Raw genomic sequence first — 12,511 nt, forward strand, 5'->3', positions numbered from 1 at the left:
AAGGAGTAAGGGATGTATGAACATTTTACGTCTGATAACAGAAAACAGGCTAAGCTTACAGCAATAATTTTAACATCAATCCTACAACAGCCGCAATCAGAATAAGATAGGGTTCGGAAAGTTTCTTTACATAGATCAATGTCAGAACGGTTGCAACTGCAATCAAAGCAGACGGAATATCGGTTACAGACCGCATAGCAATAACGATAACAGCACCGAATAAAGCTCCTACTACAGCAGCTGTGATACCGTCCACAAAAGCCTTGATACTTACATTTTTAGCGATCTTTTTGAAATACGGTGCTGGTAAAACAGTAAATACATAACAAGGCAGGAAAACTCCAAGAGCAGCTACACAGGCACCCGGAAAACCTGCCACAAGATACCCAATAAAACCTACCGTAATGACTACAGGACCTGGTGTAATCATAGCGACTGCTACAGCATCCAAAAACTGTTTTTCATTTAGCCAATGATATTCATTCACTACGCCTGTTTGCAGGAATGGAATAATAGCCAGGCCGCTACCAAAAACAAAGGCTCCCGCTTTAGTAAAGAAAAGACCAATCTGCCAGAGTGTATCAGGTTTATATTCCCAGAATCCAATGCTGGTCAGCAACATAAAAGACAAGCTTCCTTTCTTGCGTTTGATCCAGGCTGGAGGAGCTTTTACCAGCATATAAACAATGCCCAATCCTACAAACAGCCAAACCTCTTCCCGTTCTGTAATTACTGTGACCACTGCCATAGAAACGAAAAACAGCCACAATAGCCAGTTGGTCTGAATAGACTCTTTCGTAAGTTTTCCCACCGACTTTATGGTAAGCTTATAGGCACTGAAGGAAATAATCCCAATTACAGCAGACCCTACCCCATAGAAAACCGCCTGCATCCAGCTTAACCCTTCATACATCCGGTAAGCCATTCCAAGCAGTACTACCATGACAAATGAAGGAAGTACAAAGGCCAATCCGGCTAAGGTAGCGCCCAGCACCCCATAATGAACAAACCCCATATAAATACCTAACTGGGCTGCCAAAGGGCCTGGAGCTAGTTGCGCCAGAGCCAGGCCTTCCCGGTATTCTTCTTCTGAGATCCACTGACGTTTTTCTACCAAGTCGCGGTGCATGTATCCTACCAGGGCCACAGGGCCGCCAAAGCCGAGTGTCCCGAGTTTAAGAAAGTACCATACAATATCTTTCAGACTATAAGATGGTACATGAACGGAGGGAGTTATAGTTTGGGATTCCATGTGTGTGTTTCGTGTAAAGCATGTGTAGACCAGGCATATAAGGCATCGTATATTTTCATTCCAATAGACAACTGCTCATAATCATCTGTATATAAAACAGACAGGCCAGCAGAAATGGCCCATAAGCCTGCTGCCTGTGGTACAAGATCAAAATGGTCAGTATCCGCAGCCCGAACAATGGGAGCTAGGCGGAGTAAAGCCGGATCGGTGAGTTGATGTTTCTCGATAAAATAATCGAAACTGCACTGATCTCCATAATGTGAATATTCTGCACCTGGTATATCATACGGAATAGCATCCAGCTGCTTCGCGGAAGCAAATACCTGCTCTTTGGGTACATAAATAAACTCTGCATGGGGATCAATAAAGTTTTTAATCAGCCAGGGACAGGCGATTCGATCTATTTTTGGACGTTCACGGGTGATCCATTTCATCGATATGATAGTTAGCAGTTAGGTTCAATCATAGTACTACTATCCTGTCTTGTCAGATAACCACTCCAAACTGCAATCCGATGGTAAACGTGGCAGAATGGTTATTTCCAAACCGAACAGGCAGAGGCATCGCTATAAAATAGCTTCCGCTACGAGTTTTAAAAACCTTGTTGAGTACAGGCGTAAAACCATAGCGTCCGGATGTTTCAAAAGCAGCACGTCCGGCAAACGTAAATCCTTTTCCCAGACCTACCAGCACACCAGGATGAAAAAGCAGGTTGTTCATTTTGCTACCTTCTTTGTCTGCACGGATCAATGGAACTACCTCTATTGAGAAGCCTATTTTACTGCTTTTCCAAAGATTAACACCAGTTGGAAACCCAACTACATAATAGGTGTCAAAGTTGGTAACTGTTTCCTGATCACTGAATGTAACAAGAGGATGTAGAACACCCATATACATCATTACTTTGGGATAGGCGGGTGCAACAGGCTCACTCTGCGCCCATACAGAGGAGCAGGTAAAGAAGACGCTCGTTAATAGAAAAACCAAGCGGGTAAATATCGCTTTGTTGAGATAAAAATAGAAGGTACTTAGAGACGATTTTCCAGTAAAAAGAAGCATAGTAAGAGGATAATTTTATGTAATTGACTAATTACTACAATGCTAAGAAGTATTTACCGGGCAGTATAGAACAGAATTTACGTTTAGAATCCTTTTTACCTTTTTGTGTGAATTATTTTCAATAAAAGGGCTTATTCAATAGGTAGATAGAACTGAATTTGCTTGATAGAAAGGTAAAATCTTCAGTATGTAGACTGTCAAATGTCTACCATCTTTTCTTTAACAGGAAATAGCATCCATTTTTAAACAGACCAAACTACTCAATGGTATGCTCTGGAATTGCCTGATAGATACTTTAGATGAAGACGAAAGCCAGGAGTACTTATAGATTGCTTATCGTATTTACTATAAAAGGAAATAACACATACTAACAAAGATTACGTACAATCTTTAGTAAATCCATTTGATAGTTGTAATCGTATGTTTTAGAAAAGCAAGATAGAATACTTCAAAGCCCACCCAAACTATGCAATTCGTCAATAGTAAGTTACAACGTGAACTAAAAGCTCCTGTTTTTAGCGTAAAAGATATTTTTGATCGTCAGATTAATTTAGAAACCTATCGTGATAAAAAGATTCTGATAGGATTTTTCCGCCATGCGGGTTGTCCGTTTTGTAATATTCGTGTACACAAACTGCTAAAAGTATATAATGAGCTACATCCCAAGGGACTTGAAATGATCTTTTTCTTTGAGTCTACAGAAAAAGTGTTGTTGCAAAGCAGTTTTCATCAGGAGGTATCTCCTATTCCTTTGATAGCTGATCCGGAAAAGAAATGGTATGCTTCTTATGGACTGGAAGAGTCACTGTATAAGTCAACCATGAGTCATATTGCCACTTTTGCCCAAACAGCCTTTGATGCTGTCTCCAAAGGATTACCTACACACATGATGGCCAGTGGAGAGTCTTTTTCTACCATGCCTGCTGAATTTCTGATCGCAGAAGATTTGACTATCAAAGAAGTCTATTATTCTGAACGGCTGACGGATCGTCTGGATGTGCGAAAAATAAAGGAGTTTGTTGAAGCAGAACAACTGGCTTACTAGCAGGGTTGAGCACTTCTCTCTCTGCCTAAGCCCAGAAGCAGAAGAAACGAAGATATTGTTTCAATCTCATCTATCTAAAAGTAAATCCATCATCACCATATATCATAGGAAAGCCGATTTTTCACAGGAGCGGCTTTTAATTTTCATTGTTTCCATGCTCACTTAGAATAGCGTTTATACCTAAACAAGTCTCTCTGATTTAGTTGGATATATTAAATTTTACCTGGAGAAGTGAACTTTAAAACTGAAGTCATACTGTCAGACAGATGTAGAGTAAGCATCTTTAATTGCGTTTACTTAAAACGATAGCTCTTTCTATTCGTGGTCGATTGTATCGTTGGAGCAAAATAGGATATAGATTTAGTAAGATATTGAGTATGAACAACCATACAGATTTGAAAACTCCAAATTTGACTGCTACGAAAATAGTGAACCCTAGAACTATACCAAAAATAATGCTATGCCCTAATTCAGATTGTTTGGTTCGGTAATGCAGTTGCATCAAAGTTTTAGTATTTTTTTCTATTGGATTAGATTTTTTATTTAGTTTTTCCCAGCCAACCCAACGCAATAATTTTCTGAAAAAATTTACCCCAAAAGACTCATATATTTTTCCTCTGTGTTCCCATGCTTTATCGTTATAGTAAGGAGAGGTAAGTGGGCTTTTTAGAGTTTCTGTGAAAGCAAGGACACATGCCATCAACATAAAATTAAGAATCCACGCAAATAAAAAGCCTTGTACTCCAATATAATGAACCAGGGCACCAAGTAAGACAATCGCAATTATTGGAATAAAAGTTAAAATTAAGACTCTTTGCATTGATAAATTTATTGGGGTTGTACTATGTACCACAACGCGTAACTATAGGGAAGTTTTATAGCGGTTTTGTTATTGGATAGGAAAAACTGTTAAAAAAATCAACTCTTTGGAATAAAGGAACCTGTCTCTACATCCTTCAGGAAATGGTTTAACTCCCTGAAGTAGTTGTCTGTATCATCCCACATCGGAAAGTGTGCTCCATTTGGACATATATATACTTTTACCTTCGTATTTTTCATTACCTTTTTCAGGCTATCATAATATTCAGGATGTAAAAAGTCATTTTGGCCTCCCAGAAGAAAAGTTGGTACTTTATTTTTTTCAAGGGCTTGCTTATAATTTGCACCAAAGGGATTAAAATGATAGGTGTCCATACCCTTATTTTCAGCATGTCTCATACTTCTTCGCAAAGGCTCTGGCATTTTGCCTGCTTTATGGTAGTACATTGTTTTTCCAAAGATACTATCATTTGCTTTGTTGAATTGCTCAGTGAGTTTGAGAGATATTGTTTGGTCAGCCAGTGCAAGTCCTTTACTGATGGAGTCTATCTGAGGTTTGTTCGCAGAAAATTTGGGTAGTAATGTAGTTCGGTATCGAACAGTCTGGTCAATACTGTCGATTATCGAGTTTAATGTAGAGAGATCTTTTGAAAAAAATCCTGGTACATTAGATAAAATAACTCCTTTTAAATGTTGTCCATATTTTGCGGCATACAATTCTGCAAGCATTCCTCCCCAGGAATGGCCCAGCAAGTAAAACTTATCCAGTTTCAATCCTTTTCGTACTTCTTCTATTTCCTCCACAAACCGGTTCACATTCCATACTGTCGAATCATCTGGATTATCTGAATAATACGATCCTAACTGGTCATAATAATAGATCGTAACGTTCTGATTTTTCAGGTTTTCAGGAAAGTTCTCAAAGTACTCATGAGATTGTCCCGGACCGCCATGTAGTAAAAGCAGTTTGATACTTCCTGTTCCGACTTTCTGGGTAAATACTTTGTATTTCCCTTTGTACACAGAAATCATGTTAACATCTGGTGAGGAAATTTTGGCATGGTAAGTACTGTCTTTAGGTATCTGAGCTTTTACGAACAGACAGAAAATCTGTAAAGTCAAAATCAAACAGAAAGATTTCATTATCTTGAAAGTAGGTGTATAAGTTTACCGCTTTACGAAGTGAGAGCTTGTGAAAAACCTTAATTTATCGTACTTATTTGAGAAAACACAAAGGTTTTTTATAAATTCTTCTATCGTTATACTTCCTATTCACTACACTTTCTGGTATTACTCAACAAAATCATATAAGAATAGTAGTTTGAAAATAGGTGGCAAAGAAGATATTACTCAATGTTCTTGTCATTCCTACTCTCAAGCTACTATTCTCAAGCTAACTGGTTAGAGTCCTCAACCCAATCAGAAGCTTTTAATTGGCTATCAGGGTAGTAATACTGGAGGCTGGCAGAGTAAGATTGAAACTGTTGCCTGAAACAGAAAGGCTACTGGAAACCAGATTGGCAGAACTTGTTGTTTGGTAGCGACTGAAACTGCTTACTGTTGCCCCACTGAGACTGAATGCCTGATTGGTAGCAGATGAATTCTGATTAATAGCCACAATGACAATCCGTGAACCGTTCTTATAGGCAGTTACAAAGATTCCGGAAGTAGGATTGGACGTACACGAAATTTTACTAAATCCAGGCCGCACCCATTTGGCCCAGTGTGCCATTACATATCCCAGTTTAGTAACATTGCTATTCTCATCGATGGGGCCATATGATCTGCGAATATACCACCATACATAGGCTGCCCAGCCGGCATTCATACAATCGTGGATTTCTTTGGCCGCATTCATGGCGTTATTCCAGTCATTTCCACTGATGGATGAATTGGTGTAATGTTCAGTCATCCAAACCGACTTGCCGATGTTACCTAAGTTATACGGTGTGCGGCCGTAAATATGTCCACACACAAAAGCTGTTTTGGCTTTTGCTGTCGCATTGCTCAAATAGGTATTGATATACGTCTGGTCCATATTGAAAGGCTCTGGTGCCATAATTGGTGCCCCACAATTCTCGCCCTGGGCAGCCACGAAGCTGGCAACCTCCGTTGCAGTCATTTTCATCGATTCATAGCTAACGGTAATATTGGGTTCATTAATAGGGCTAATGGCATACACTCCACCAACAGCTGTATTAAATGCCCGCAAATGTGACGCATACGATGCATAAGAATCTGTTTTGAGTTTACCTCCCACCAAATTATTATTGTCTTTCATAGACGCCGGAGCGGTCCAGGCCGATGCGATTACCGTGGCTCCAAATGATTTGGCTGCATCAATGGTCGGTTTTTCGGCGGCAAAATCAGCACTGTTATACGGAATCCGGACCCGAAGAATACTCATTCCGATTCCATTGGTTGGTGAAAAAGCTTTTGTTCGCTGATCCGTTGTCAGATCCGCAATCCAGCCACGAATACTGGCACCCCCAAATCCTCTAATGGTTTGTTGTGGTGTTGCTGCATCAATAGTAGCTGTAGCCTGTGCAGTAACCTTTTCTATAGGTTGAATCGCACCATCTTTTTCTTTTGCACAACCGGAGAGCAAAAGAACGAGCACCCATGCGCTCAGTAGCTTTTTTTTCATACGTAGTAAGGGAAGGTTTAACTAAGTGAATAAAAAATAAATAAAAGTTGACTGTATGGTGGCCATTGGGATAGAGAGACCCAATGGAAAAGTGCCACCATTTACGACAAAGCTCTTCATTACGGACTCTTAAGTATATAACTATTTGGTCATAAAATATAACAAATGATGAAAGGTGCAGTGTCATAACAGATTTCTCGTATGTAGGAATGTGTAGTAACTGGATAGAAATAAGGTATGATATAGTTTACTTATGGCTCAGGCCCGAGAGGTTGGATTCCATTAAAAGCTTTGGAACAAGCATGGTATCATGGCAATGATAGCTATATCATTAATAGAATGTTTGATACCATTGTATGATTGGATCAGGAAAGAAATAAGGCATAGAGGAAGTCGTCGTGATCGAATAAGACTTCTAACCCAGATCGAAAGAGATACTATAAGAAAATTTAGTTGGGAAAGGAATGCCTGAATTCGAGAGGAGAGCAGTTGGTTTTATTCTTAAACAACTTACTAAACGATTGCGGGTGTTCAAAGCCTAAGGCATAGGCAATTTCGCTGACAGAAAGATCCGTAGTGGATAATTTCTCTTTCGCTTTTTCAATTAATTTATCATGAATGTGGTGTTGGGTACTTTGCCCTGTCAATAAATTGAGCAATACGCTTAGGTAGTTAGGTGATACATTCAACGATTCGGCAACAAACTGAACAGTTGGTAATCCTTTGATAATCAAATCATCACTATTGAAGTAATTCGTCAAAAGTGTATCCAGGCGGTTCAGAATCTGGTGATTAGTGATTTTACGGGTAATAAACTGACGATGATAAAACCGATCCGCATACGAAAGCAACACTTCCAGGTGAGCTATCATAATCGGTTGGCTGAATTTATCTATAGGAGCCTGGTATACCTGTTCAATCTGCTGGATAATCTCTGTGATGACTGTCTCTTCTTTTTCAGAAAGAAACAAGGCTTCGTGTACTGAATAGGAAAAGTACTCATATTGTTTGATGGTATTGGCTAGAGGTGTGTTCCATAAAAAGTCAGGATGGATAAGTAACATCCACCCTGAATGGAATACTTCTTCGGTGGCTTCGATAGATAATACCTGACCAGGACTCATAAAAAACAGAACTCCCTCATCAAAATCATACTTCTGCTGGCCATATTTTATCTTGCCTTTAAAGTTGCGTTTCAGGGCAATGCAATATAAGTCCATAACCAGCGTAGCAGCCTCTCCAACAGGCAAATTGCGAATATCCTCCACATTAATCACACTGATAAGGGGATGTTGTGGCTTGGCAAGTTGCCGAAACGTATGATAGTCACTGGTAGTTCTGATTTGATGAAAATGTCCGTCAGTCATAATTCAATATAGCTATTTCTGGTTAAAGACATCTGCAAATTCTTTGGCAAAGTCAGTCAGCTTCACTTTTCCCAATGTGGCAGGTTGTTTCAGATAGTAATCCTCAGCCAGGGCTCCGCTACGAAGGCAGGCATACATTTCAACTAGTGTAGCTGCGGTTTCTTTAGGAATACCAGCCGTTTCCAATCCCTCTTGCATTTGCTGATCTGTAATAATGTGCCATTGTAAGTCAGGTTTTCCAATTGCACTGCCAAGGACGGAAGCAATTTCATTTCCTGTGCAGTGGTCGCTGGCAACATAACGAATCTTTCGGTGGGTGGCTTGTGTCTGGATTTCTTCCGAAATTGCCATAGCGATATCTGTTGGTGAAACCAATACAATGGTATCGTCTCCGCCATAATTTGCTGCTATCATACCGGTTGTTTTGATCCTATCCAGAAATCCATATAAATTGTAATAAAAGTAGGTAGGCCGCATATGGGTGATGGCTACATCTGAGAGGGTATTCAGAATGGTCTCTACCTGGTAGGCTCCCAGAATCATTCCGGTACCTTTGTCCAGATGAGCCCCAAAACTACTCAGGTGAATCAGACGCTTTATGCCTGCCTGCCGGATGGCTTTCGCATAATTAGTTCCGATTCTGCTAAAATAGGTTGTTTGGTCTGCTTCGTGAAAATAGTTAGGAGGGATCATGCAGTATACAACATCCGCACCCGTAAAGGTAGTAGTGAGAAACTGAACATCCTCTATCGAACCAATGGCAGCAGTAGCACCCAGAGCCTCAATGTCTTTTTGCTTTTCCGGTTTACTACTTATAACAGTAACAGTATAGCCCTTTCGGACCAGTTCTTCTGTAAGTGGTTTTCCAATATGCCCTAATGAGCCTGTGAGTATCACATTCATTTTGTCCTAGTTGGTTTATGAGTAAATGATACTGCAAAGTTGGCCTGAGACTAAAAAAAGCACGTAGCCAAATCTCTCGTTGTTGTAGCCATTTCTTGAATTCTGTATACCCTTTTTGTAAAAATGTACTTTCCAGGTGATTTTGCATACAAGGGTTTACTATTATCTTGTCAAAGCTTAAAAAAAGGAAAATGATAGTTGTTCAGATACTGCAGCGTTTCTATCAAATGTTTCCGGTTTGCCGGGTCCAGATCTGCCAGTACACTATGCTGTAGTTGGGCCAGGCCTATAGATACTTCACCTATCGTTTTGTGTCCCTTATCAGTCAGGGTCAGTCGTTTGGAACGGGCATCCCGTTCATCTGCATGTTCTTCAATCAAGCCCAGTGTACGTAAACGCCGTAAGATATCCATGCCTGTTGTCAGCTCGCTGGCATGCGCAATACATACTTCTTTTTTGGTAGGACGATCCATTTCATTAATCAGGGACAGAAACAAAAATTCATCGGGTCCACTCATCCCATGCTGTGCCATCATTGCCTTGGTATAAAACTTAACATAACGAATTAAACGTCCCATGAAAAACCAGGCTAAAAAATCTCCATTCTCCTGAAACGCCTCTGATAGACGCATTCCTGATTTCATCAATGGCTCTGCCTGAGCCACTGGTTCATCCTGTAGTAGTTGTGATGCTCTTGCTGGCAGATCTTTTCGAAAGGGGTCTTTTCGTAATGGGTCTGTATGCGTTAACAACCAGCTGGCAAACTCTCTAATGTCCCCCTGAGGATTTTCTTCTGTAAAGCGTTCCCACTCAATCAACATAGGAACAGCTGATGGTCTATTCATAATTTACTACGTTTTCGTATTTTTTTATTAAACAAAATTACAATATCGTTGTTTATGTATTACTTACAACATCACACAGATGTTTATCAATCCTAAACGAAAGTTCTAATTCAAATCAAGTGTACAAAAAAAATGGAAAAGCAAAAAGTTCTCATATCCGGGGCAAGTATTGCAGGCCCTGTTCTCGCCTATTGGCTACATACATATGGTTTTGAAGTAACCATTGTTGAAAAGGCACCATCCGCTCGACTCGGTGGACAAAACATTGATGTGAATGGACCTGCCCGCAAGATTGCCCGCCTGATGGGCATTGAACAGGCAATACAGGCAGCCAATACAGGTGAAATTGGTACCCAGTGGGTAGACAAACACAATCAGGTTAAAGCTAGTTTTCCCAGAGAAGGAGCCAGTAGCCTGACCCAGGAGCTGGAAATAGTCAGAGGAGATCTGGTTCAGATTCTCTACGAGAAAACCCGCCACCATGTAGCGTATCGGTTCAATGACCAGATCAGCCAGTTGGCTCAGGATGATAGAAAGGCGAATGTTACGTTTGCCAGTGGTTACAGAGAAGAGTTTGACCTGGTCATTGCTGCAGATGGTATTCGTTCAAAAACCCGGAATCTGATCTTTGGCAACGAACCTGTCTTTCATTACCTGGGCTTATGTACTGCCTACCTGACCATTGACAAATCGGAAACGGATTCTAACTGGGCTCGCTGGTATACAGCCGATGATTCCAGAATGCTATTACTCAGGCCAGACAACGAGGGAACCACCCGTGCCTCAATTAACTTCCTCTTATCAGAGGAAGAGTATGAGAAGCTGGATAGAAAAAACAGAAAGTCTATTCTTCTCCAGAGGCTGGCAGGTGCGGGCTGGGAAGCAGATCGTTTAGCCAAAGAGGTAGAAAAAAGCGAAGATATTTACTTTGATGGCGTTGGCCAGATAAAAGCTCCCCGGTGGTCAGTAGGTCGGTTTGCCATGGTAGGAGATGCCGCTTACTGTCCTGCACCCATTACAGGCAAAGGTACTACGCTGGCTTTTGTAGGTGCGTATATTCTGGCTGGAGAGCTAGCCTCCCAACCAAACTACAAAGAAGGATTTGCCCGTTACGAACAACTCATGCGACCTTATGTTGAATCGGTTCAGAAGCTACCTCCTGGAATACCCAGGTTAGCCTATCCAAAAACAGCCTTTGGTGTACGGATAGTCAACATCGTGGCAGGATTGATGGCCAGCAATATTGTGCAAAAGATTGCGAGTGTGTTCAGTAATTCAGACTCCTCGGAACAGGATCTGCTCAAAGGCTATCCTTTGCCTGACTATACAACAGGATTTATTCCGAATTTGGGATGAGAGTTTGTTTTACAAAATCAGAGTCTGTGTTTTTTAAAAGAGTATAGGCTCTGATTAACTTTTAAGCAATCTTTTTAGTTGAATTGGTTTATCGTCACTTACATTGTTCTTTCGCTAACTCCTAAGCGAAACATCAGAATGGAACTATACTGCGTCCTTTCTTCAGAGAAAGCCGACGAAGTTCTCTTTGTTATGCTGGACAGTTTTTTGTCTCCGCCCGGCTTTCACAGTCAGGCATTCCCGAACATGAACCGTTAGGCCAGGAACGGTAGTATAAAAATATGTGGAAGAAATAAACTAGAAAAAATATAGCCAGTATCAGGCATGCTTTTTTCTGATATACAGTGGTTTATGTTGCTTTAGCACTGGTTAAGATTGAAAAGCGTGTCAAGGAGTTGACATGCTTTTCTTTTGGCATCGTTACATAGTGCGTCGATACATATCAATTGACAGATATACATCTGAACTGATTCTGATTAGATCTTCTATCTGTCTCTGCTCACAGGAATGGTAGGCCTCCATTACAGCGTGTGCACTTTCCAGACTGGTCAGTAATCGTTTACGTACCAACTGAGTCAGCGACTGATCTGGAGCCACCACACATCCTTTGATAGTTTCACATGCAGCCCATATAAGTGACCGCAGCCTGACAGGTATATGATCTTCTGCTATACAGGGAGTTAACTTTTCTATTTCTTCGAGAATTGCTACTAATGCCTTCTGATTTTCCGAAGCCGAAACAGGGGTAGGAGCTGTATGCATATATTTTGGTTGTTTTGTATGTATAAAGGAATATACTGTATAGAGAGGTAGGTGGGTGAGTCAAAAAAAAGTCAGACACATAGGTATTTGCCTGACTTTCCACATTACCCTTTACTTAACCTAAATTTCTAACCTCTAACCTTAGGCTAATACCAGGTAAAAAAATAATGCCATTTGATAGTGTATTTGTCTGTATTCCAGCTATATACTCCATAATACACTTCTCGCTTATGCTGACTGTATTGGCAGCTAATACAGTCATTCACACTTTCTTTTATATCGTAGAAAATAATGTTAACAGGTATTGCTATATAGCAGGCATGCTATTTTAATACTATTTCGCAATGGGTTACAGATACATTTTCTATGCTCAGTGGTTAACACAAAAAAGGCAGGCTCTCTGAGATTGCCTTTTTATATTTTACTGGCAGGTACTTTTTCTAAGCGATCCATGCT

12 protein-coding genes are annotated in these 12,511 nt (G+C 40.5%); 2 read left to right on the plus strand and 10 right to left on the minus strand.

Features of this window, described 5'->3' with window-relative positions; all coding sequences use genetic code 11:
• Positions 1 to 55: 55 nt before the first annotated feature.
• Genes QNI15_RS15400 through QNI15_RS15410 form a run of 3 tightly spaced genes read right to left on the minus strand, consistent with a single transcriptional unit; the run spans position 56 to position 2,311 of the window.
• On the minus strand, positions 56 to 1,252 hold the full coding sequence (locus QNI15_RS15400) for a chromate transporter (RefSeq protein WP_314032447.1): 1,197 nt from the start codon (positions 1,250 to 1,252) through the stop codon (positions 56 to 58).
• On the minus strand, positions 1,234 to 1,686 hold the full coding sequence (locus QNI15_RS15405; RefSeq protein ID WP_313978132.1) for a chromate resistance protein ChrB domain-containing protein: 453 nt from the start codon (positions 1,684 to 1,686) through the stop codon (positions 1,234 to 1,236). The genes QNI15_RS15400 and QNI15_RS15405 overlap by 19 nt, the downstream gene beginning before the upstream one ends.
• A 52-nt stretch (positions 1,687 to 1,738) precedes the next feature.
• Positions 1,739 to 2,311 carry a hypothetical protein gene (locus QNI15_RS15410; RefSeq protein ID WP_314003134.1) on the minus strand — a complete coding sequence of 191 codons (573 nt, stop codon included), beginning with the start codon at positions 2,309 to 2,311 and terminating at the stop codon, positions 1,739 to 1,741.
• Positions 2,312 to 2,777: 466 nt separating this feature from the next.
• On the opposite strand from QNI15_RS15410, the gene QNI15_RS15415 reads away from it, so the two are divergent.
• The gene (locus QNI15_RS15415; protein WP_314003132.1) at positions 2,778 to 3,356 is read left to right on the plus strand and encodes a redoxin domain-containing protein; all 579 of its coding nucleotides are present in this window, start codon (positions 2,778 to 2,780) and stop codon (positions 3,354 to 3,356) included.
• Positions 3,357 to 3,639: 283 nt separating this feature from the next.
• Here QNI15_RS15415 and QNI15_RS15420 read toward each other — a convergent pair whose 3' ends face one another.
• The 6 genes from QNI15_RS15420 to QNI15_RS15445 form a co-directional block, all read right to left on the minus strand.
• Entirely contained in the window at positions 3,640 to 4,176 is a 537-nt protein-coding gene (locus QNI15_RS15420) for a glycosyl-4,4'-diaponeurosporenoate acyltransferase CrtO family protein (protein ID WP_314032449.1), read from the minus strand.
• A 98-nt stretch (positions 4,177 to 4,274) separates the two neighbouring features.
• Complete coding sequence (locus QNI15_RS15425) at positions 4,275 to 5,318, minus strand: proline iminopeptidase-family hydrolase (protein ID WP_314032451.1); 1,044 nt, start codon at positions 5,316 to 5,318, stop codon at positions 4,275 to 4,277.
• 286 nt (positions 5,319 to 5,604) lie between these two features.
• The gene (locus tag QNI15_RS15430; RefSeq protein ID WP_314032453.1) at positions 5,605 to 6,822 is read right to left on the minus strand and encodes a hypothetical protein; all 1,218 of its coding nucleotides are present in this window, start codon (positions 6,820 to 6,822) and stop codon (positions 5,605 to 5,607) included.
• Between the two features lie 449 nt (positions 6,823 to 7,271).
• A complete protein-coding gene (locus QNI15_RS15435; RefSeq protein WP_314032454.1) occupies positions 7,272 to 8,189 on the minus strand; it encodes a helix-turn-helix domain-containing protein in 918 nt (305 codons plus the stop codon).
• Positions 8,190 to 8,201: 12 nt separating this feature from the next.
• Complete coding sequence (locus QNI15_RS15440; protein ID WP_314032455.1) at positions 8,202 to 9,092, minus strand: SDR family oxidoreductase; 891 nt, start codon at positions 9,090 to 9,092, stop codon at positions 8,202 to 8,204.
• Between the two features lie 170 nt (positions 9,093 to 9,262).
• Entirely contained in the window at positions 9,263 to 9,937 is a 675-nt protein-coding gene (locus QNI15_RS15445; RefSeq protein ID WP_314003121.1) for a MarR family winged helix-turn-helix transcriptional regulator, read from the minus strand.
• Between the two features lie 132 nt (positions 9,938 to 10,069).
• On the opposite strand from QNI15_RS15445, the gene QNI15_RS15450 reads away from it, so the two are divergent.
• Positions 10,070 to 11,293, plus strand: a complete 1,224-nt coding sequence (locus tag QNI15_RS15450; RefSeq protein WP_314032456.1) for an FAD-dependent monooxygenase — start codon at positions 10,070 to 10,072, stop codon at positions 11,291 to 11,293.
• Positions 11,294 to 11,713: 420 nt separating this feature from the next.
• Here the strand turns inward: QNI15_RS15450 and QNI15_RS15455 are convergent, their stop codons facing one another.
• A complete protein-coding gene (locus QNI15_RS15455) occupies positions 11,714 to 12,055 on the minus strand; it encodes a hypothetical protein (protein ID WP_314032458.1) in 342 nt (113 codons plus the stop codon).
• Between the last annotated feature and the right edge of the window lie 456 nt (positions 12,056 to 12,511).

The organism is Xanthocytophaga flava (assembly GCF_030068545.1).
GTDB classification, from domain to species: domain Bacteria; phylum Bacteroidota; class Bacteroidia; order Cytophagales; family 172606-1; genus Xanthocytophaga; species Xanthocytophaga flava.

What these genes read in the sequence shown, in the direction of transcription:
- QNI15_RS15430 (WP_314032453.1), bottom strand. Translation starts at nt 6,822, where the DNA reads ATGAAAAAAAAGCTACTGAGCGCATGGGTGCTCGTTCTTTTGCTCTCC.
- QNI15_RS15425 (WP_314032451.1), bottom strand. Translation starts at nt 5,318, where the DNA reads ATGAAATCTTTCTGTTTGATTTTGACTTTACAGATTTTCTGTCTGTTC.
- QNI15_RS15455 (WP_314032458.1), bottom strand. Translation starts at nt 12,055, where the DNA reads ATGCATACAGCTCCTACCCCTGTTTCGGCTTCGGAAAATCAGAAGGCA.
- QNI15_RS15410 (WP_314003134.1), bottom strand. Translation starts at nt 2,311, where the DNA reads ATGCTTCTTTTTACTGGAAAATCGTCTCTAAGTACCTTCTATTTTTAT.
- QNI15_RS15415 (WP_314003132.1), top strand. Translation starts at nt 2,778, where the DNA reads ATGCAATTCGTCAATAGTAAGTTACAACGTGAACTAAAAGCTCCTGTT.
- QNI15_RS15440 (WP_314032455.1), bottom strand. Translation starts at nt 9,092, where the DNA reads ATGAATGTGATACTCACAGGCTCATTAGGGCATATTGGAAAACCACTT.
- QNI15_RS15445 (WP_314003121.1), bottom strand. Translation starts at nt 9,937, where the DNA reads ATGAATAGACCATCAGCTGTTCCTATGTTGATTGAGTGGGAACGCTTT.
- QNI15_RS15435 (WP_314032454.1), bottom strand. Translation starts at nt 8,189, where the DNA reads ATGACTGACGGACATTTTCATCAAATCAGAACTACCAGTGACTATCAT.
- QNI15_RS15400 (WP_314032447.1), bottom strand. Translation starts at nt 1,252, where the DNA reads ATGGAATCCCAAACTATAACTCCCTCCGTTCATGTACCATCTTATAGT.
- QNI15_RS15405 (WP_313978132.1), bottom strand. Translation starts at nt 1,686, where the DNA reads ATGAAATGGATCACCCGTGAACGTCCAAAAATAGATCGAATCGCCTGT.
- QNI15_RS15420 (WP_314032449.1), bottom strand. Translation starts at nt 4,176, where the DNA reads ATGCAAAGAGTCTTAATTTTAACTTTTATTCCAATAATTGCGATTGTC.
- QNI15_RS15450 (WP_314032456.1), top strand. Translation starts at nt 10,070, where the DNA reads ATGGAAAAGCAAAAAGTTCTCATATCCGGGGCAAGTATTGCAGGCCCT.